Consider the following 17,169-nt stretch of genomic DNA (forward strand, 5'->3'; position numbering starts at 1 on the left):
GTTCTTCGCGGGCAGATTTCATCGATCGTAATATGTCTACTAAAAGCTGTAAGCATCCACTCGGGGCAGCGGGGCACGGGAGGATGACGATGAGACAGAACCCGGCGGAGACGCGCCGCCAAAATGTCGCGAAGCGGTCGATGACCAAAGAGGCCAAACAGCTGACCGGCCTGATTGCCGGGCTACGCAAATCCCTCGACGGGATTCACAAGGAGCGGACGAGCACAAAGCTCACCGGCGCCGAGATGGGCATGCTCGACGAGCGCCGCAACAATTTGCTGCTCACCATCGCAGCTTTGGACGACCGTCTGTCGGCGGTACAGGGGCTGATCGATCTCGGTCGCCCGCACGTGATCCGCGTGCACTAGGCGCGGGCGCTAGCGGCTCCGTCGCGGCGGCGATGGACCCGGGCCCGGCTGGCGGTTCTGCATGGCATAGGGGTTGGCGTAGCACTGGGCGGATTGCCCGGATGCGGTCGCTGCGCACTGCGCAATCGATGTAAAGCTGCAATCGATGCTGCTGCCGTCGATGGTGTAGATCTCGATGCAGACAGGATAGCGCGGATCGTAGGTTTGCGCGTCCACGGGCGTGCCAACCAGCGCCGCGCCAGGCAAGCCCGCGACAAGCAGAATCGCATTCATCAGGCGGTGCACGATCAATCTCCGTCGTTCGGTTGGAACCAGGGCACAATGCTGCCTTGGACGGCACCAAATTGCCATGCTCCTGGCGAATTGCCGCCAAAGCCCGCTGCCACGACGGAAGCGGGTGCAGGGCAACGCAAGGGGACGCGCATTGGCCTACAAGATGGTCGCAGAACGCGACAATGAGAAGTGCAGTTTTGCCCGCGAGAGCCGATTGCTCATCGTGGCGAAGGCAAAGGTATGGGCGAGCGAGGGGTGGCAGGTCGTCATCACCGACCCGGACGGCAAGGCCTACACTCCGCCCGAATTCGATCAGCTATTGGCGGCGTGACCGCGCGACGGGGCCGATTCTTCTTTTGACGCGTTTTCTTTACGCGAACTGGGTGTCCACTTCGCTCGAAAACGTTCCAGGGGGCGACATTGATTTCGCTATTTCGACCGGGGCGCGATGTGATTGCGCCCCTGGTGACTCTCGCAGCCGCCGCGCTGACGGTCACAGTCGCGTCCGCGCAAAATCTCGACGCCGGCAAACCGCCCGCGAAGCTTTTCGCGGATGGCTGTGCCACCTGCCATCGCAGCCCGCGCGGACTGGCGAAAGGGCGCTTCAGCCTGACGCTCGCCTGGTTCCTGAAGGATCACTACGCAACCAGTTCCGACTCAGCCAAGGCGCTCGCCGCGTACCTGCAGTCGGTCGATGAGCCTCCACGCGCTGCGGCGAAACCCGGTACTAAACCGTCGCGATCCGCGCCGCGTCCGCCCAAGCCGATGGAAGGCCGGTAGTCAGCTCGCCATCCCGGCTACGGCAAGGCGCTATGTACGCCGATATGTCTGTGCAATCAGCCGCGCGTGCACGGCGCGCAAGTCAGCGCTAATCCGCGTCTGTCCCGTCGTGACAAAGGACAGCCAGGCACCGTCGGCGGCGAGACGCACGATGTGGAGCTCGGGCGCGGCGTCGGTCGTACGGTGACGCTTCAGGCGGGCCTTCATCCAGTCGTTCCAGAGCCGGCGCAGTGAGGGATCCGTGACCACGACCATGCTCAAGGCGGCCCAGGGTGTCGCGAAGCCGAAGGCCTTGCCCGTGAACACTGCATTCACATAGGCGCGCGTAAAGCTGCCGCGTGGCTTGGGATCGACCTCGATGGCGGCGTCGATCTCTGTGTCGACACGGGCGAGGAGGTCGGCGAACAGGCCCTCGATCAGCGCCTGCTTGCTGCCGAAATGATGAAACAGCCCGCCCTTGGTGACCCCGGCCGCCGCCGCGACCGCCTGCACCGTCACGCCGGCGACGCCGTGGTCCATGGCGATGGCGGCTGCGCAGTCGAGCAGGGCGCGTCGCACCTGCTCGGGCTGTTTGGCGCGGGTATAGGCGCTCGCCGGCATCAATGCGCCGTGGTCTGCGAAAACAGGTTGATGACCACGACCCCGGACACGATCAGCCCGATGCCGACGAAGGCCGCGGCGTCCAGCATCTGGCGGAACAGCACGAAGGAAACGGTCGCGGTCAGGATGATGCCGACGCCGCCCCAGATCGCATAGGCAATGCTCAGGGGAATGACCCGGATCGCCACCGACAGCGCGTAGAACGAGGCGACATAGAACAGCACCATCGCGAGCGTCGGCCACGGCCGCGTGAACTGCGCGGACTGCTGGAGGAAGGCGGACGCCGTGACCTCGAAGACGATGGCGAGGGCAAGCGCTGCGTAGGCGTTGAAGGCGGAGGTCATGACGGGCTCGAGCACAGTTGCGCGAAAGATACCGCGCGGTAGGTATGTTTAGCACGCGTAACATGGCTTTTGCCAGAAGCCGGTATCACGTCTGAGTGACGAGCCTGCGACAGTGAGACGCCGATGTTCCCCGACGGGCGCCCAACAGGCTGAAGCCGCCGCGCGATGGAACGTGCGGCGGCTCCGAGGTTTCGTGGTCGTTCGGTGTGACGCTAGTTGATCCGCACGGAGAGCTCGACGTCTTCGGCAAAGGCCGTGGACATGTAGCCGCTTCCGGGCCTGCGTACCCGCGCGAGATAGTCGGGGCTGTCGTCGGCATTGTCGGCAACGATGATCGCGCCCGGCTTGAGATGGCCCTCGACCAGATCCAGGATCTCCGGGTACAGCGCCTTGGCGCCGTCGAGCAGCACGAGATCGATCTGATCGGGCAGGTCCGCGCTCAGCGTCTTCAGCGCATCGCCCTCGCGGATCTCGACGAGATCGATCAGCCCGCCGGCCGAGAGGTTCTCCCGAGCACGTGCCGCCTTGGACGGCTCGAACTCGCTGGTGATGAGGCGGCCGCCGCCATTGTCGCGCAAGCCAGCGGCCAAATGCAGCGTCGAGATGCCGAACGAAGTCCCGAACTCGACGATCGCCCTGGCGCGGGAGCTGCGCGTCAGCATGTAGAGCAGGTGACCGGTCTCGCGCGAGACGGCGAGCGGTACGTCCTTCAGGCGTGCGTAGAGGTCGCGGTAATCGGTCTTGCTCTGCATCATCCGCGCGCGGTCGGCGTCGGACAGATCGGCAACGGCAGCTCGCGTTGCGCCGCCTGCTGCTTCGGCCTGGTCGAACAGGCGATCCAGCAGCGGCGCAAGCGATGTGATGGTTGGAGTGGTCATGTGAGGCCTCCGAGTTTTGTAGCGAAGCGTGTGCTTGCATGCGGGTTGAAATACGACTAATTCGTCGCATTTCCTATTCGCATTGCCCGGGTGCGCCATGGCCGATCGCCGAAGCCGTTCAGTTTCCTCACGAAAACAGCCGCAACAGGCCCGCTCCAACGAGCTTGTGGCGGCCATTCTGGATGCCGCTGTTCAGGTCCTGGCAAAGGAGGGCGCGCAGCGTTTCACCACGGCGCGGGTGGCGGAGCGGGCCGGTGTGAGCGTCGGATCGCTCTATCAATATTTTCCGAACAAGGCCGCGATCCTGTTCCGCCTCCAAAGCGACGAGTGGCGGCGCACGAGCGAGCTCTTGCGCGGTATCCTCGCGGATTCGGCGAAGCCGCCACCGGCGCGGCTGCGCGCGCTGGTCCACGCCTTCATCCGTTCCGAGTGCGAGGAGGCTGCGATGCGCGGCGCGCTCAGCGATGCCGCGCCGCTCTATCGCGATGCGCCCGAGGCGCAGGACGCGCGCGCGGCCGGCGAAGGCATTGTCGCAGCCTTCATGCGCGAGGCGCTGCCAAAGTCCTCGGAGGCGACGCGCGAGCTCGCCGGGGAGTTGATCAAGACGACGCTGGCCGAGGTCGGTAAACGGTTCTCGGAGACGCCGCGCAGCGAGGCCGAGATTGCGCGACACGCCGACGGGCTGGCTGACATGTTCTGCGCCTACCTCGACAAGCTTGCAGGCCGCGGACGTCATTCCTGACATCTGCGTTTGCGGCCCAATATCGTTTCGGATTCCTGGGGATCATGGGTTAGCCTTGCATCGTCCTTCGTCCAGCCCGAGTGCCGCGCCATGCATGTCCTTCGACCCCAGTTTCGCATCGAGGAGCAGCGCGCGCTGGAATTTGCGGGCCGGCGCGGCTTCGGCGTGATCGTGGCGGCCGATGCCAACGGCCCGCGCGCCTCGCACGTGCCGTTCGTGCTGGATCAGCGTGATGGGCGCGTGATCGTGCAGATCCATTTCACGGGAAAAAACCCTCTGGTCGAGCTTGCCGACGGCGTCAGGCGCTTCCTGCTGGTCGTTGCCGGCGACGATGCCTACATCTCCAATGATTGGTACGCCTCCCGCGACAATGTCTCGACCTGGCTTTACGAGGCCGTGCACTTGTAGGGTGTGGCGCATCTGCGCGGGCACGATGAGAACCGTGGCCATGGCGATGCGCTGCTGGCCGTCGCCGAGGCACGGCTGCCGAAGCCGCCCTGGGACCTCACGCAGATGGAGCCGGCCAAGCGCGAGAGCATGCTGGCGGCGATCCGGGTCGTCGATCTCGTGGTCGACACCGTCGAGGGACAGGCCAAGCTCAACCAGCACAAGAGCGATGCGGATCATGTCGCGGTCGCCGATCGATTGGCGCGGTCGGACGAGACGGGGCATCGGCGGCTGGCGCGGAAGATGCAGGCGCTGCGGCCGGGGCTGGGGTACGAGACACCGTAAACTTGTAACCCGGATGGAGCGCAGCGAAACCCGGGATTCTATGTTGCGGCGAGAGTCCCGGATTACGCTGCGCTCCATCCGGGCTACGCCAACCACTGCTACGCTTGCCACATCCGGCATTTGACCCTACGGACTTCTGCATGCTCGTCATCTCCATTCAAAGCCAGGTGGTCCACGGCCATGTCGGCAACAGCGCGGCGGCCTATGCCATGCAGGCCGAGGGCGTGAACGTCGCGGCGGTGCCGACGACGCTGCTGTCGAACCATCCGCGCTATCCGACCCTGCGCGGGCGGGTGCTGGAGACCGAGCTCGTCGCCGATCTGCTGAAGGGCGTCGAGGAGCGCGATCTCGTCGACGAGGCCGCGGTGCTGGTCACAGGCTATCTGGGCTCGCCCGGCAATGCGGCCGTCATCGCCGATTTCGTCGAGCGGGCGCTGACGCGGAATTCGAAGCTCGTCTATCTCTGCGATCCCGTGATCGGCGATGACGGCCGCGTCTATGTCGCCGACGGCATCCTGGACGTGGTCCGGCACCGTCTGCTGCCGGCGGCTAACCTGATCACGCCCAACCAGTTCGAGCTCGAGCTGCTGTCGGGCACCGCTATTGCGGACGCGCCAGGCTTGCGCGCGGCGTGCGCGGCGCTGGCGGGGCAGGGACGCATCGACGTCGTCGCGACCGGCTGCACGCTTGCCGATACGGCGGACGGGCAGGTGGAAACGATCCTATGCGCGGACGGGCAGCTGTTGCGCTTTGCGACGCCGCGTCTTCCGATCCGTCCCTATGGCACCGGCGATCTGCTCACCGGCCTGATCGCAGCGCATCTGGCCAAGGGCAAGGCGGTGGAGGCGGCGGTGCGGCTCGCGGTCGAGACTATCTTTGCGGTGCTGGTACGCACGCAGGAATCCGGTTCAGCCGAGATGTGCCTCGTGCCGCTGCCCGGGCGTAAGCCGTAACGGCTCAGGTCGCGCGCTTCGCGGCGGACTGCGCCGATTTCTGCGGCCTTGCCTTCTGCTCACGTGCGGCGTGCGCCCTCGACTTTGCACTGGCCACAGCCCGCCCCCTCTTCGACTTGACGTTGGCGGCTTCCTTGCGCTCCGCCGACCCCCGGCGCGAGGTGTATTCCGGACCGTCGACCGGGCCGACATGTGGCGGATCGCGGCCGAGATAGGGCCGGCCGATGCCGAGCGCCTTGCCGTTGGCATCGACCCACTTCCACAGGATCTCGGTCGAGACCCAGCGCTGCGCGCGGTTGTTGCCCTGGGTGCTGACGATGTCGGCGGCCATGCCGTGGCCATAACCGCCGCGCGTGCTGCCGCCGTGATAGGAGCGATTCGAGGCGGCCTTCAGTCCGCTCGCGATCGACTGGCGATAATCGTCGCGAAACGCGCTGGTGATGCCGGGCGAGAGGCCGGCGGCTTCAGCCGCGAGCAGCGTGCGAAACAGTTTTCGCTTGAAGCTCTTGTCCATGCCGCCGATGACGTAATCCATCATCGACATGCCGGCGCGTTCGGCCGCCTTCGGATCCTTCCAGCCAAAGTCCTCGTCGACCAGTTTCGTGAAGCTGCGCATCACCGTGACCGTCTTGCCCCTGCGCTTGATGGTGACGGGGCGGCGCTCCTCGACCTTGATCGAATCTTCCTTCGCCGTGCGCTGGTAGAGCGCCCAGAGATAGCGGTCGATGCAAGCGTCCATGACGAAGCACTCGTCGAGCACGGCGACGGTGTCGGCAGGCGGCGACGCCTTGCTCGGGGCGGGCGCAGGGCCGGTTACGATCGCCGCGGGCGACAGCGCGTCTGTCGTCACGATCTCGGTGGGATCGGCCGATGCGAGTTTTATCACGGGCTCCTGCGCCGGAGCCGGTGCAGCCTCGCTGACGACGGGCTCCGGTTCGGGCGAAATCTGCGGTGCGGGCGGCGCTTCCGCCGGCAAGGTCAGTGCCGGATCGGCGGAGGCGAGCTGGACGACAGGGGCGGGCGCTTCGGGCGGTGCTGCCTCGGCAGCCATCGGGTCTGGTGTCGCGGGGCCTGGTATCGCGGCGACAACAGCCGCGATGTCGGCCGTCAATGCGATCCCATCTTCGATGGTCGCGGCGTGCGGGACATCGGCGAGCTCGAGACGGGTGAGATCTTTCGCGCGCGAGACGGCTGCCGCATTCGCATTGGCGCCGCTGTTCTCGATGAGGGCCGGAGCATAAGCGGACAGCGAGAGCGCCAGCCAGCCGCCGAGAACGGCCGAGGGGCAGGAGATCGCCACCAGAAGAGACCGCCGATCGTTCATGATCCCTGCCTCCAAACGGTTCGTTCGAACCAATCTTGCACAGCCAGGCACGTAACGCGTCGATTGTTCGGAGGACGGTGTGGCGGCGCAATGGCGGAAATCGGCGAGACAAGGCTTTTCGGATGGGTGTTGCCGAGGCGCAACGCAGGTTCCCTGCGATTCCAGGGGCGGCTGAGCAGGGGCTGCAAAGGCGGTCGCCATTGTCATCAAATTGAACGGAGTGAATTTACTCAATCTTGGATTGTGCCCCGGTATCTCTCGCGTACCGGCAACATCTGGTTGAGTTGGGAAGGATGCGAGTTGTGAAATTGAAATGTCTGTTGGCCGAATTCGCCGCCGATGAATCCGGCGCCACCGCGATCGAATACGGCCTGATCGCAGCCGGTATCGCGCTGGCGATCATCGAAATCATCTATGCACTCGGCACCAATCTCGTCGCAAAGCTGCAATCGCTTGCGGCGGCCCTGAAATAAGCGTTTGCCGATTCCTTACGTCGGGATGCGCTGCCAACGCTCTTGCGGGTGCGGGAGTAGTGCTGGCGAGTCTTGCGACAGTTAACCATCGCGTCCATGCGTGGAACGCGATGTTGCGATGCAGCAATGCATGTCGCAACGCAGCAAATCAGCATTAGATGTGCTCCGAACCTACTTCCAGGAGCATCACCAATGAACAAGAAGACTTTGTCGATCGCAGCCGCTGTCCTCGCCATCGCGGGCTCGACTGCCGCCTTCGCTGCCGAACTGCCGGCCTATCAGGCCAGCGGCATTCCGGTTTCGCCCGTGCAGGTCCGCGTGCTCGGTGCCACCAATGTCGAGCAGCAGGTGACGGCGCCCGCCACCAGCGTGACGGCGCTTCAGGCGAGCGTTCTGACGCCGCGCAAGGTGAAGACCGCGACCGTGGGCAGCGCCCGCTGAGCAGATCGCACTGAGCCGAGAGCTTGGTGCGCGAACTTCCTCGACATCATGGCCGGGCTCGTCCCGGCCATTTCTTTTTGTCCATCCCGATCGCGTGTTGATGCGCGTAGTGAGAATCCTCTCACGAAAAAATTCCTCGTCACGCGCGACTTGTGTATCGCCGTTCAAAACGAGTGTGATCTCTTTAATAGTTGCTTTGCAGATCGCGGCGCTTGATGCGGGCGCCGCTTATTGGCGGCCAAGAATGGACCACATACTGGAGCCGTCATGCCCGTTGCACAAAAAGCCGTGATTGCAAGCGCCTCGCCGCGCGCGTTCGTCCTCAAGCATCTCGCCCTGTTCGCAGCCGCCGCGCTGTTCGTGTTCGTGCTGAGCCTGACCTACGGGCTCGATCTCAGCCCCGGCTTCTTCTGAGCTACGCACGCCTCGATGAGCGCAGGCTCGACGGCGATCTTCCGTAGAGCTCGGCGAACGCGGCGTTGAATCTGCGCAGGCTGCCGAAACCGGCCTGGAACGCGATATCCGTCATGGTGTGATCGCCGGCATCGAGCAGACGCTTTGCGCGCTGGACGCGCAGAGTTTTTGCGAGCTGCTGCGGCGTGGCGCCGACATGGCGCTCGAACAGTCGTGCGAGATGGCGCGAGGAGATGCCGAGCCGCATCGCGAGCGTCACCACGGAATCCGCGTCGAGCGCGCCGTCGTTGATCAGCTTCACCGCGCGCGCGACCGTCGAGCGCGTGCCGTTCCAGGCCGGGCAGAACGGCGCGGTTTCGGGGCGGCAGCGCAGGCAGGGCCGAAAGCCTGCGGCCTCGGCCGCGGCCGCCGTCGGATAATAGACGACGTTGTGCGTCAGCGGCTGCTTGGCCGGGCAGACCGGGCGGCAATAGATGCCCGTGGTCTTCACCGCCGTGAAGAAGCGGCCGTCATAGTGGGCATCCCGGCGCAGGCGCGCGGCGTTGCAAGTCTCAAAACTCAGCATGGCCGGATCATAGCGCATGTCCGCGCGGGCGGAAGGGCCGCGGGATGACCGAGTCCGATTGTGGCGAGCCGCAACGCGCATGGCGGCCTAGAAGGCGGCCTTCAATCAACGCATCCCCCCTCAATGCAAGCTTTGGAGCGCGCCGTGACCAGCCCGAAAGACATCGTCCTCAACGCCTGGAAGACCTTTTCCTCGCGCGATGCGAATCGCATCGCCGCGCTGTTCACGGATGATGCCGAATGGATCGCGCCGAAGGGCAACGCCACTGCCGTCGCGCTCGATCACGCCGATCACATGGTCGGCGCGCAAGCGATCGCTCGCTTCATCGCGCAGGAGATGCACCGGATGTTTTCGGAAGTCGATATCGCCTTTCGCGGGGTCTACGCCGACGGCGATGTCGTGATCGTGGAGGAGCGGATGCGCGCGACGCTTCCCGGCGGCAAGCCCTACGAGAACGACTATTGTTTCGTGTTCACGGTGGCCGGCGGGAAAATCCGCGAGGTCAGGGAATACATGGACACGCGCAAGGGATGGCGGATGGTGTTCGGCCAGGAGGCGTGATGATTGGGCCCACGGAAACTCACCGCGTGCCAGACCTGCAACCGCGTGGGTTGAGGCGGCCCGCGCGCTGACATAGAGCTTGCCGATGGATCAGCGAACGAGCGGCGCTGACGCTCTCATTCAGAAGAACGATGCGCAGAACAACGACGCGGCGCCGGCGCTGCTCGGCGTCGTCTGCGGCCTGTCCGCGGCGCTGTTCTGGGCGCTGGGCTTTGCCGGGACGCGGCACGGCCTCAAGGTCGGCTTCACCCCGGTCGACCTGCTCGTGCATCGCTATGTCTGGTCGGGCATCGCGTTCCTGCCGCTCGTCCTGCGCGCCGGCATCTCCGATCTCTGCGGCATCGGCTGGGGCAGGGGCCTGGTGCTGATGGTGCTCGGCGGTCCCGTGATGTCGCTGATCTCCTACACCGGATTCATGTTCGTCCCGCTCGGCCATGGCAGCGTGATCCAGCCCTCCTGCGCGACGCTCGGCGGCCTGCTGCTCGCCGCGGTCGTGCTCAAGGAGCACATCTCCGCCTCGCGCCTTGCCGGTGCCTTCGTCATCGTCGGCGGCCTCGGCGTGATCGGTGCGGAATCGATCGGCCATATCGGCGCCGACGGCGTGCTGGGCGATCTGATCTTCGTGCTGACCGGATTGATGTTCGCCGGTTTCGGTGCAGCTCTGCGTCATTGGCGTGTGTCCGCCGTATCGGCCGCGCTCGTCATCAACGTGCTGTCGCTGCTGCTGCTGCCGGTCTATCTCGCGACCGTCGGTCTTGCCCATGTCGCGGCGATCGGCTTGACCGAGAACGCCATCCAGGCGCTGGCGCAGGGCGTGCTCGCCGGTCCCGCCGCCCTGTATCTGTTCGCCGTCTCGGTGCAGCGCCTCGGCGTCGCCCGCGCGGCCGTGTTCCCGGCCTGCGTGCCGGCGCTGACGCTCCTGGTCGGCTGGCTGCTGCTCGGCGAGCCGCCGACGATGTTGCAGGCGGCGGGCCTCGTGACGGTGCTGTGCGGGTTTTATCTGGCGCAAAGGCAGCGGTGACCGGCTTACGCCTTCTTCACGAACTCCGATTTCAGATTCATCGCGCCGATGCCGTCGATCTTGCAGGCGATGTTGTGGCCGTCGGTGGCGTCCTGGAGGCGGATGTTCCTGACCTTGGTGCCGCCCTTGACGACCGATGACGAGCCCTTGACCTTGAGGTCCTTCATCACGATGACGCTGTCGCCGTCCGCGAGCACATTGCCATGGGCATCGCGCACGCCGGCCTCCTGCGGAGCCTGCGCGGCGGCATCGCCATCGGCGCTCCATTCATGCGCGCACTCCGGACAGACCCAGAGATCGCGATCCTGGTAGGCGTGCTCGGACTGGCAGTTCGGACATCTCATCGGTTCGGTCATTGCTTGCCTCGTCACCCGTCACGGGCGCGCCGCACGCATTCCGCCGGAAAAGATGGATTGGGAGCAAATCCTTTACCATGGCGTCCGGTCCCGGTTGAAGCGGCGGAACCTTAGGAGTTCAGGAAAAATTCTGCGGTATTGAGGTCCGGAATTTCCGGCTGTGTCCGTTCGACGCCGCCGCAGCAGGAGCGTCCAGGTCATGAGCGAGCATCGCGCCGCCGTCAGACATCACACGTTGCGGACCGGCATTGTCGAGTTCGACAACGGCACCGGCAGCATCATCAGCGTGCCCTGCACGATCCGCGATGTCTCCGGCACCGGCGCGCGCCTGCAGCTCAACTCGTCGCTGTGGGTCGCCGAGCAGTTCACGCTGGTCTTCCAGAGCGGCCTGCGCAAGGACTGCCGGGTCGCCTGGCGCAAGGGGAGGCTGATCGGCGGTGCGTTCACCGATGGCTGTGCGAGCGCGGACGAGCAGGCCGTCATGATGACCGCGGACGAGCAGTCCCGGCACCGGCTCGGGATCGGTGCGCGCGTCAAAACCGCGCGCGAGACCCGCGGCTACACCGAAGCCCAGCTCGCCGAGCGCATCGGCGTCACGCCCGCCTTCCTGGCGCTGGCCGAGAACGGCGAGGCGGACATTCCGCTCTACCAGCTGATGCACATCGCCGATCTGCTGATGGTCGGCCTCGACGGGCTCGTGGCGGGACCTGTGCCTGAGGACGTCGACGTGGCGTAGTGGTTGGTAGCCCGGATGAGCGAAGCGATATCCGGGGCCCTCGTTGAAACTGTTCCCGGATGTCGCTTCGCTCATCCGGGCTACGCTTGCTGCGGCGCGTCTACTAAAACGACGAAAAACAACCCCATGCACAGTAGAAACCCCTTGGGATTTCAAGGTTCTGCAATACCGAATAATCAGGGCTAAACACCGGGCGACTTCGGCGATACCGAATCGAATTTGACTCGTCGGGCAAAACAGGGGCACATTGGCATGATGGGCGCCGGTGCGACGGGGACTTGTGCGTCGCCAGGCCGCGGGGCGACATGCCGACAAAACCGAAAAGAAAACTGAAGACCTACCAGACCTCGCTCGGCTTCTACGACCAGGCGGTCGCCGCACCGTCGATGAAGGCGGCGCTGGAGGCCTGGGGCGCCAGCTCCAACCTGTTCCACCAGGGCGTTGCGAAGGAGACCGACGACCCCGACATCGTCGCCGCGACGATGGCAAGCCCGGGCGTCGTGCTCAGGCGTCCCGTCGGATCGAAGGGCCCGTTCACCGAGAGCTCGGAGTTGCCGACTGATCTCGCCGACGGCGAGACCAGGCGCAAACCCAAGTCCAGAGCGCAGTCCAAGTCCAAATCAAAATCCAAGCCGGACAAGCGTCCCGCCGGGAGCGCACGCAAACAGCCTCTTGAGATCGACGAACGACAGGCGCGCAGGGCCGCCGCGGCGTTCGAGAAGGAGGAGCGGCGGCGGCAAGCCGAGCGCCAGAAGGAGGAGGCCGCCCGCGCCAGGGAGCGCGCGCGCCGGGACAAGGCGGTCGCGACAGCGCAGGCGGCGCTGGACAAGGCGAGGCGCGAGCACGAGGCGCGGTCGGAGGCGATAGAAGCCGAGCGGGCGGCGCTCGACGAGCGCGTCGAGGCGGAGGAGAGCCGGTGGAACAAGCAGAGGATCAAGCTGCAGGATGCGGTGCGCGCAGCAGAGCGAGGAGAGGTTGAGCGCTCATAAGATCCGGTATCGCTGCGTGCCGCCCTGGCGAATAGGAAAAAACGGCAATACTGGGGCTGTCAAGAACACATCTGGTTAGAATGCCGCTTCTCACCGTAATACACTCGGCGCCGTTTGGGGTTCAGGGCGCATATTGGGAGGATAGTCATGGCAAGTATTGAACAATTGCACAGACGGGAAGGCGTGAACCTGCTTCAGCTCGAGGCGGACATTGCGTCGGTACGCACGGGAAGCTCGATTGCTTCCATTGCTCTGCCTGATTACGTCGAGCATACCGCGGGGGTGACGCGCGTCGGCGCGCTCAGTGCGGAGGCGGTCATTCGCGACTACGAGTCCGCCGCAAAAGAGATCGAGGCCATGGGCACCGAGTTGATCGACGCCGCGCAGAAGTGCGAAGCGCTGACGGCCCAGGTCCATGATGCGATCGCCTTCATGCGCGAAACGGCGGCGGGGTATAGGGAAGAGGGACGGAAGATCTTCAAGCGCATCGAAGAATGCGCGCTGTTCACCGAAGACGTCCGCAAGACCTGCGAACAGATCAAGCGCAGAATGGCGGAAGTCTCGGTCGGCGAGTCTCCCGAGACGGAGCTCGCCGAGCAAGAACCCGAGCCGAACGGCATCGCCGCCAAGCTGCCGTTGAGCGAGGTACACTGAAGTGGGCGTCGAGCGTCCTTCGTAGGACGGGTTGCGAAACCCATCGTCGCGCAAGCGTCGATGGGTTCGCTTCCGCCTCAGCTCGTCGAGCTACGCTCGCTGTTTCACCGGACCTTCAGTCAGGGGCTTGCAGCCAGGCTTGCGCCCGCTGGTCGCGCGCGCAGCTCGCGGCTTTGTGCGGTCGATGCGAGAGCGCGCGCGGTTAACACATTGGTCATTTCTTTGCGGTCATTTTCACGACCTCAGTCAGCAAAGAGGCACCATGTCCGACATCACCATTCCCGGCGGCAAAATCCGTTCCTTCGTCGAGCGGATCGAGAACCTCGACAGCGAATTGCAGGAGTTGAGCGAACAGAAGAAGGAAGTCTTCTCGGAGGCCAAGGGCGAGGGCTTCGACGTGAAAATCCTCAAGGAGATCATCAAGCTCCGCAAGGAAGACAAGAACGAGCGCGACGAGCGCGAAAGCCTGCTCGATCTCTATATGCGCGCGATGGACACGGCGTCGCAGGAGCAGGCGAAAGCGGCGTGAGACCATCGGCTTGAACTGAGGAGAGATAGCCGCGGGACCCGCGGCTATCGCTCCGGCGTGGCGCGGCGAGGAGGTCGGGACGGGTCGCGCGCTTTGCGAAACCCGACGCTTCCATGGGAGCCAGAAAGTTCTGGCCGACGTCGGTCATTCCAGCAAAGTCGCGCGCGAATTGGCTTGCCTTGCCATGCGTCCTTGCGCACTCTTCCCCTGGAAGGAGGCCAACGCATGAAGAAAATGACCGTCGCGTGTGCGCTCGGAACGGCCCTGGTGCTGTGCAATCTCGGGATCTCAGGTGCTGAAGCCCGGACGCGGAAGGCGCAAGTCGTTCGTGAGCCGCAGCAGAGGCTCATCGTCACGGCGCCCGTGCTGAGGCCAACGCCGTGGGATTATTACATTATTCCACGCTATCGATATCGGCCTGAAGACGACCGCGTCGATCCCAACGGCCCGCCATACGTGTCGTCGTGGGTCCGCTATGAGGGATGGCGGTGGCCGTACTGGTGGTAGAATCCTGATTAGCGCGCAGGTGCCCGTAGCCCGGATGAGCGGTGCGACATCCGGGACCGGCGTGGCTTGGGGCAAGACCCCGGATGTCGCTCCGCTCATCCGGGCTACAAGCTACTCGCCGTCATCCGCCGCAAGGCGCAGAAACTGCCGCTTCATCGCGTTGACCCTGGCGAGATAGCCCGCGACGAGATGATCGCCGCAGCGCTCGCCTGCCATCATCTGAAACTTGCGGCGCGCGTAGGCGGCGGCGGGACCTGCGCCGCAGAGATGGATGATCGTTGCCAGATCCTGCTTCTGCTGCGCGTTTGGCTTCACATCGCCCGCAAGGGTGAGAACCAGCGCGACATTGCGGTCCAGATACACCGATGCCAGCTCGATGGCATGGCTAGGGATCGCGCGGGTGTAGAGAAACGTAGACCCGCAGCCGGTTTCAGTGACCGCGTTGCCACGGATACAGAACCGCGAGACCTCGGCGAAGGCCGGATCGGTCATCTGGAAGAGGCCGACGGCGCTGGAGGCGGGCCGGTAGATCGCAAGGGGATTAAGGCTCCATCGCCAGCGCCAGTAGGTGCGCGCGACCGGATTGGCTGAACTCTCGACCTGCGCCAGCGCGGCCAGCAATTCGGGCGTGATCGTCGCGGTGGAAAGCTTGCGGAACAGCGCCCCGTATTGCCGCCAGGTCTCGGCCGGCTCCTTGTCGAGCGAATTGCCGACGAAGACGAACAGCTCGGTCGGCTTGCGGATGACGTGATAGGCGGTGTTCACGAGGGCAAGGGCGGCAAGCAGGATCGCCGTGCCACTCGCGATCCGAACCATCCGTGGTGCGCGCGAGAAAGTCTTTCGTGCCCACCGGGCGCGCCGCCTGACGTTACGCAGGCGAGGGAGGAGGTTTCGGTTTCTTCCTGGCATGGTCAGCGATCAGGGCTGCGAAACGATGCTGACGACCAACAAGTCATGGAAGCGGACATTTTGGCGGACTGTGCGGATTCTGGCTGGCGCAGCGGCAGGGCTAAATCGCACAGCGCCCAAAAAAAGTCATACCGCAATTGTGAATTGGCCCACAGACGGCGGCGCTCCTGTCTGTTTATCTGCCGCCAAATGGCCCCTCGTGCGCACGCATTGCATTGCGCACCCGGCGCCTCCGCATTTCGCAACTCCTGGGTGATCGCTATGGGCGTTTTTCATCGCACGGCCATGCTTTGCAGCTGGTTCATCGAGTCCACCATGAGCGGGTGTACCGAGAGATTTCGCGTGCGCTGAACAAGGCGCGCAGGAGTTGTCTTGAGGCCCCGCCGGTGAAGGACGGGGCCTTTTTCATGTTCGCAATCTGCCCACTCCAGCCCGGCGGTGCCTTCGCGAGAAGGAGGCAGGGTCATGTGGGAGTATTTTGGACCCGATTTCGCTTTCGACGTGGTCAAAGGGGTGGTCGCTGGAATCGCCTCTTTGGCATTTCAGGTCGTCGCACCGCGGACCTTTCGTGCCGCGACGCAGTTTCGCGCGCGCTGGGTTGCGAGGAGGGCGGCGAGGCAAGCTGCAAGACAAGCTGCAAGACAAGCGCGTCGAAATGCGGTGGCGAACGATGAGCGGTGAAGAGCGAACAGCCCGGGTGGAGCGTGAGCGACATCCGGGCTGCACGGCGTTCTCGCCGCTGTGCGCAATCATCCCTGCGGGCTCACCAATCCGGATCGTAGGGGTCCATCATATAGGGTGGGGGCATCCAGGATCTTCGCGGGGGAGGCGTGGGCCGCCGGGGTGCGGCTGCCTGCACGTGCGGCCGTGCGGGCGCAGTCGTGTCGTTGTTTGCCGTGCTCCGCACGACGGGTTTCGCGGATGCAGACGCGGATGGCGCCGCCAGTTGCGTTTGCAGCGCCTGGACCTGCGCGGCGAGGCGCGCATTGTCCGCCGCATCCTTCTCCTGCGCCGCCTTGAGCTGTTGAACGGTGTCGGCCTGCTCGCGCAGCGCCTGCTCGTTGCGGCTTTTCAGTTGCTCGAGCTTTCCGTTGATGTTCGCAAGCTCGCTGGTGATGGTCTTGAGCGATTGCGCGAGATCAGGCGACGAGGGGTCAGGCGCTGCTGCGCCAGTTTTTGGAGCGTCAGGTTTTGGCGCGCTTTCCGTGTCCTTGCCGGGCGGCGGCGCGGGCACCGGCACCGGCCCATCCGCAGCAGCCAGTTGCACGCCCGGCGGTTGCGCCGGACTTTCGACCGCGGCCGCTTGCGGGGGCTCGCTCGCGGCCGGCGGGGCCCATCGCGCCATGATCGACTTGCTGATCGACCTGGCCTCGTCGCGATATTGCGACGCGAAGGCGGCACCGAGAAGGCCGATCGCCAGCACGAGGCCAACCAAAGCGCGCACCATGGTCCGATCTCCCTTCAGGCCTTGATCGCGAACCCTGACAGCCGGTGGGGGCGCCGTGTACTTGGGAGGCTCGGCCGCCGGCGCACCGGCGCTTGGGTGCGAGGCCCGCTGGCCTTCGCTGTCGCGTTCCATTCCGGAAACCATCCGGTCCAGTCGCGCAAGGTCTTCCTCCGCGCTCTTGATCCGGTCATAGGCCCGCGACAGCCCGCCATCGGCGCGCGCCTCGTCCGCCTTGTGGGCATCGGGCTTTTGGCTGTCAGGCTTTTGGGTATCAGGCTTGCCAGTATCAGGTTTGGGGTCGTTCGCTTCAGGCACCGATGCGCGCTCCATCCAGTCGGGCGTCAATGGGAGTGCGGCAGTCCGATCGTTGGCAGGATAGGTCTCACCGTTGTCCAACACAACGCGCGTGCGAAGGAAAAATTATGGCGGGCCCGGGAGCGGGGTGTCGTGAGGGGGTAGGGTGGGTTAGCTCCGAAACTAGCGCAAAGCGCAGTTCGCGCAGCGTAACCCACCACTTCTGTTTCCGCAGAGACGAAAGAGGTGGGTTACTGAAACTTGCGGCTCGGGATTTGT

The 17,169-nt window shown here is 64.7% G+C and carries 24 protein-coding genes and 1 pseudogene; 16 read left to right on the plus strand and 9 right to left on the minus strand.

Annotated elements, in window-relative coordinates:
* The first annotated feature begins 89 nt into the window (after positions 1 to 89).
* A complete protein-coding gene (locus NLM15_RS20650; protein ID WP_309143607.1) occupies positions 90 to 368 on the plus strand; it encodes a hypothetical protein in 279 nt (92 codons plus the stop codon).
* A 9-nt stretch (positions 369 to 377) separates the two neighbouring features.
* On the opposite strand, the gene NLM15_RS20655 is transcribed toward NLM15_RS20650, so the two are convergent.
* Positions 378 to 653: a DUF3551 domain-containing protein gene (locus NLM15_RS20655; RefSeq protein ID WP_254118900.1), complete on the minus strand. Its 276-nt coding sequence runs from the start codon at positions 651 to 653 to the stop codon at positions 378 to 380.
* Positions 654 to 765: 112 nt separating this feature from the next.
* On the opposite strand from NLM15_RS20655, the gene NLM15_RS20660 reads away from it, so the two are divergent.
* Together NLM15_RS20660 and NLM15_RS20665 are read left to right on the plus strand one after the other, a co-directional pair.
* Positions 766 to 972 (plus strand): hypothetical protein, encoded by a 207-nt coding sequence (locus NLM15_RS20660; protein WP_309144931.1) that lies wholly within the window; start codon positions 766 to 768, stop codon positions 970 to 972.
* A gap of 89 nt (positions 973 to 1,061) precedes the next feature.
* Positions 1,062 to 1,421 carry a hypothetical protein gene (locus tag NLM15_RS20665; protein ID WP_254118904.1) on the plus strand — a complete coding sequence of 120 codons (360 nt, stop codon included), beginning with the start codon at positions 1,062 to 1,064 and terminating at the stop codon, positions 1,419 to 1,421.
* A gap of 30 nt (positions 1,422 to 1,451) precedes the next feature.
* Here NLM15_RS20665 and NLM15_RS20670 read toward each other — a convergent pair whose 3' ends face one another.
* The 3 genes from NLM15_RS20670 to NLM15_RS20680 all read right to left on the minus strand — a co-directional run bounded on the left by NLM15_RS20670 (position 1,452) and on the right by NLM15_RS20680 (position 3,243).
* The gene (locus tag NLM15_RS20670; protein WP_254118906.1) at positions 1,452 to 2,021 is read right to left on the minus strand and encodes a TetR family transcriptional regulator; all 570 of its coding nucleotides are present in this window, start codon (positions 2,019 to 2,021) and stop codon (positions 1,452 to 1,454) included.
* Positions 2,021 to 2,365 (minus strand): multidrug efflux SMR transporter, encoded by a 345-nt coding sequence (locus NLM15_RS20675; protein WP_014495640.1) that lies wholly within the window; start codon positions 2,363 to 2,365, stop codon positions 2,021 to 2,023. The genes NLM15_RS20670 and NLM15_RS20675 overlap by 1 nt, the downstream gene beginning before the upstream one ends.
* 212 nt (positions 2,366 to 2,577) lie before the next feature.
* Entirely contained in the window at positions 2,578 to 3,243 is a 666-nt protein-coding gene (locus tag NLM15_RS20680; RefSeq protein ID WP_254118908.1) for an O-methyltransferase, read from the minus strand.
* A 97-nt stretch (positions 3,244 to 3,340) separates the two neighbouring features.
* On the opposite strand from NLM15_RS20680, the gene NLM15_RS20685 reads away from it, so the two are divergent.
* The 3 genes and pseudogenes from NLM15_RS20685 to pdxY all read left to right on the plus strand — a co-directional run bounded on the left by NLM15_RS20685 (position 3,341) and on the right by pdxY (position 5,670).
* Positions 3,341 to 3,985 (plus strand): TetR family transcriptional regulator, encoded by a 645-nt coding sequence (locus NLM15_RS20685; protein WP_254118910.1) that lies wholly within the window; start codon positions 3,341 to 3,343, stop codon positions 3,983 to 3,985.
* Positions 3,986 to 4,075: 90 nt separating this feature from the next.
* Positions 4,076 to 4,717: pseudogene (locus NLM15_RS20690) on the plus strand (FMN-binding negative transcriptional regulator).
* Between the two features lie 140 nt (positions 4,718 to 4,857).
* On the plus strand, positions 4,858 to 5,670 hold the full coding sequence (gene pdxY / locus NLM15_RS20695; RefSeq protein ID WP_254118911.1) for a pyridoxal kinase: 813 nt from the start codon (positions 4,858 to 4,860) through the stop codon (positions 5,668 to 5,670).
* A gap of 4 nt (positions 5,671 to 5,674) precedes the next feature.
* Here pdxY and NLM15_RS20700 read toward each other — a convergent pair whose 3' ends face one another.
* Entirely contained in the window at positions 5,675 to 6,994 is a 1,320-nt protein-coding gene (locus tag NLM15_RS20700) for a hypothetical protein (protein WP_254118912.1), read from the minus strand.
* A 308-nt stretch (positions 6,995 to 7,302) separates the two neighbouring features.
* Here NLM15_RS20700 and NLM15_RS20705 point away from each other — a divergent pair, with 308 nt between their 5' ends.
* From NLM15_RS20705 to NLM15_RS20715, 3 genes are all read left to right on the plus strand, one after another.
* Positions 7,303 to 7,467 carry a Flp family type IVb pilin gene (locus tag NLM15_RS20705; protein WP_254124307.1) on the plus strand — a complete coding sequence of 55 codons (165 nt, stop codon included), beginning with the start codon at positions 7,303 to 7,305 and terminating at the stop codon, positions 7,465 to 7,467.
* Between the two features lie 192 nt (positions 7,468 to 7,659).
* On the plus strand, positions 7,660 to 7,908 hold the full coding sequence (locus NLM15_RS20710; RefSeq protein ID WP_254118913.1) for a hypothetical protein: 249 nt from the start codon (positions 7,660 to 7,662) through the stop codon (positions 7,906 to 7,908).
* A 267-nt stretch (positions 7,909 to 8,175) separates the two neighbouring features.
* On the plus strand, positions 8,176 to 8,322 hold the full coding sequence (locus NLM15_RS20715) for a hypothetical protein (RefSeq protein WP_254118914.1): 147 nt from the start codon (positions 8,176 to 8,178) through the stop codon (positions 8,320 to 8,322).
* A 1-nt stretch (position 8,323) separates the two neighbouring features.
* On the opposite strand, the gene NLM15_RS20720 is transcribed toward NLM15_RS20715, so the two are convergent.
* Positions 8,324 to 8,887: a bifunctional transcriptional activator/DNA repair enzyme AdaA gene (locus NLM15_RS20720; RefSeq protein WP_254118915.1), complete on the minus strand. Its 564-nt coding sequence runs from the start codon at positions 8,885 to 8,887 to the stop codon at positions 8,324 to 8,326.
* A 144-nt stretch (positions 8,888 to 9,031) separates the two neighbouring features.
* Between NLM15_RS20720 and NLM15_RS20725 the strand changes: the two genes are divergently transcribed.
* Both NLM15_RS20725 and NLM15_RS20730 read left to right on the plus strand, forming a co-directional pair.
* On the plus strand, positions 9,032 to 9,448 hold the full coding sequence (locus tag NLM15_RS20725) for a nuclear transport factor 2 family protein (protein ID WP_254118916.1): 417 nt from the start codon (positions 9,032 to 9,034) through the stop codon (positions 9,446 to 9,448).
* A gap of 85 nt (positions 9,449 to 9,533) precedes the next feature.
* The gene (locus tag NLM15_RS20730) at positions 9,534 to 10,469 is read left to right on the plus strand and encodes a DMT family transporter (protein WP_254118918.1); all 936 of its coding nucleotides are present in this window, start codon (positions 9,534 to 9,536) and stop codon (positions 10,467 to 10,469) included.
* Positions 10,470 to 10,474: 5 nt separating this feature from the next.
* Here the strand turns inward: NLM15_RS20730 and NLM15_RS20735 are convergent, their stop codons facing one another.
* Positions 10,475 to 10,825 (minus strand): zinc ribbon domain-containing protein YjdM, encoded by a 351-nt coding sequence (locus tag NLM15_RS20735; protein WP_254118920.1) that lies wholly within the window; start codon positions 10,823 to 10,825, stop codon positions 10,475 to 10,477.
* Positions 10,826 to 11,024: 199 nt separating this feature from the next.
* On the opposite strand from NLM15_RS20735, the gene NLM15_RS20740 reads away from it, so the two are divergent.
* From NLM15_RS20740 to NLM15_RS20760, 5 genes are all read left to right on the plus strand, one after another.
* Entirely contained in the window at positions 11,025 to 11,561 is a 537-nt protein-coding gene (locus NLM15_RS20740; RefSeq protein ID WP_254118922.1) for a helix-turn-helix domain-containing protein, read from the plus strand.
* 305 nt (positions 11,562 to 11,866) lie between these two features.
* Entirely contained in the window at positions 11,867 to 12,550 is a 684-nt protein-coding gene (locus NLM15_RS20745) for a cell envelope biogenesis protein TolA (protein WP_254118923.1), read from the plus strand.
* 147 nt (positions 12,551 to 12,697) lie between these two features.
* The gene (locus tag NLM15_RS20750; RefSeq protein ID WP_254118925.1) at positions 12,698 to 13,204 is read left to right on the plus strand and encodes a hypothetical protein; all 507 of its coding nucleotides are present in this window, start codon (positions 12,698 to 12,700) and stop codon (positions 13,202 to 13,204) included.
* Between the two features lie 262 nt (positions 13,205 to 13,466).
* Complete coding sequence (locus tag NLM15_RS20755; RefSeq protein WP_254118927.1) at positions 13,467 to 13,733, plus strand: DUF2312 domain-containing protein; 267 nt, start codon at positions 13,467 to 13,469, stop codon at positions 13,731 to 13,733.
* 225 nt (positions 13,734 to 13,958) lie between these two features.
* Positions 13,959 to 14,240 carry a hypothetical protein gene (locus tag NLM15_RS20760; RefSeq protein ID WP_254118929.1) on the plus strand — a complete coding sequence of 94 codons (282 nt, stop codon included), beginning with the start codon at positions 13,959 to 13,961 and terminating at the stop codon, positions 14,238 to 14,240.
* Between the two features lie 111 nt (positions 14,241 to 14,351).
* On the opposite strand, the gene NLM15_RS20765 is transcribed toward NLM15_RS20760, so the two are convergent.
* Together NLM15_RS20765 and NLM15_RS20770 are read right to left on the minus strand one after the other, a co-directional pair.
* Positions 14,352 to 15,149: a transglycosylase SLT domain-containing protein gene (locus tag NLM15_RS20765; RefSeq protein WP_254118931.1), complete on the minus strand. Its 798-nt coding sequence runs from the start codon at positions 15,147 to 15,149 to the stop codon at positions 14,352 to 14,354.
* 763 nt (positions 15,150 to 15,912) lie between these two features.
* A complete protein-coding gene (locus NLM15_RS20770; protein ID WP_254118933.1) occupies positions 15,913 to 16,926 on the minus strand; it encodes a hypothetical protein in 1,014 nt (337 codons plus the stop codon).
* Between the last annotated feature and the right edge of the window lie 243 nt (positions 16,927 to 17,169).

The organism is Bradyrhizobium sp. CCGB20 (assembly GCF_024199855.1).
GTDB lineage: Bacteria > Pseudomonadota > Alphaproteobacteria > Rhizobiales > Xanthobacteraceae > Bradyrhizobium.

Excerpts from the sequence above, each read along its gene's own strand:
- NLM15_RS20680 (WP_254118908.1), bottom strand. The coding sequence starts at position 3,243 with ATGACCACTCCAACCATCACATCGCTTGCGCCGCTGCTGGATCGCCTG.
- NLM15_RS20735 (WP_254118920.1), bottom strand. The coding sequence starts at position 10,825 with ATGACCGAACCGATGAGATGTCCGAACTGCCAGTCCGAGCACGCCTAC.
- NLM15_RS20675 (WP_014495640.1), bottom strand. The coding sequence starts at position 2,365 with ATGACCTCCGCCTTCAACGCCTACGCAGCGCTTGCCCTCGCCATCGTC.
- NLM15_RS20730 (WP_254118918.1), top strand. The coding sequence starts at position 9,534 with ATGGATCAGCGAACGAGCGGCGCTGACGCTCTCATTCAGAAGAACGAT.
- NLM15_RS20740 (WP_254118922.1), top strand. The coding sequence starts at position 11,025 with ATGAGCGAGCATCGCGCCGCCGTCAGACATCACACGTTGCGGACCGGC.
- NLM15_RS20745 (WP_254118923.1), top strand. The coding sequence starts at position 11,867 with ATGCCGACAAAACCGAAAAGAAAACTGAAGACCTACCAGACCTCGCTC.
- NLM15_RS20760 (WP_254118929.1), top strand. The coding sequence starts at position 13,959 with ATGAAGAAAATGACCGTCGCGTGTGCGCTCGGAACGGCCCTGGTGCTG.
- NLM15_RS20750 (WP_254118925.1), top strand. The coding sequence starts at position 12,698 with ATGGCAAGTATTGAACAATTGCACAGACGGGAAGGCGTGAACCTGCTT.
- NLM15_RS20700 (WP_254118912.1), bottom strand. The coding sequence starts at position 6,994 with ATGAACGATCGGCGGTCTCTTCTGGTGGCGATCTCCTGCCCCTCGGCC.
- NLM15_RS20710 (WP_254118913.1), top strand. The coding sequence starts at position 7,660 with ATGAACAAGAAGACTTTGTCGATCGCAGCCGCTGTCCTCGCCATCGCG.
- NLM15_RS20685 (WP_254118910.1), top strand. The coding sequence starts at position 3,341 with ATGGCCGATCGCCGAAGCCGTTCAGTTTCCTCACGAAAACAGCCGCAA.
- NLM15_RS20755 (WP_254118927.1), top strand. The coding sequence starts at position 13,467 with ATGTCCGACATCACCATTCCCGGCGGCAAAATCCGTTCCTTCGTCGAG.
- NLM15_RS20670 (WP_254118906.1), bottom strand. The coding sequence starts at position 2,021 with ATGCCGGCGAGCGCCTATACCCGCGCCAAACAGCCCGAGCAGGTGCGA.
- NLM15_RS20770 (WP_254118933.1), bottom strand. The coding sequence starts at position 16,926 with ATGGAGCGCGCATCGGTGCCTGAAGCGAACGACCCCAAACCTGATACT.
- NLM15_RS20715 (WP_254118914.1), top strand. The coding sequence starts at position 8,176 with ATGCCCGTTGCACAAAAAGCCGTGATTGCAAGCGCCTCGCCGCGCGCG.
- NLM15_RS20650 (WP_309143607.1), top strand. The coding sequence starts at position 90 with ATGAGACAGAACCCGGCGGAGACGCGCCGCCAAAATGTCGCGAAGCGG.
- NLM15_RS20720 (WP_254118915.1), bottom strand. The coding sequence starts at position 8,887 with ATGCTGAGTTTTGAGACTTGCAACGCCGCGCGCCTGCGCCGGGATGCC.
- pdxY (WP_254118911.1), top strand. The coding sequence starts at position 4,858 with ATGCTCGTCATCTCCATTCAAAGCCAGGTGGTCCACGGCCATGTCGGC.
- NLM15_RS20765 (WP_254118931.1), bottom strand. The coding sequence starts at position 15,149 with ATGCCAGGAAGAAACCGAAACCTCCTCCCTCGCCTGCGTAACGTCAGG.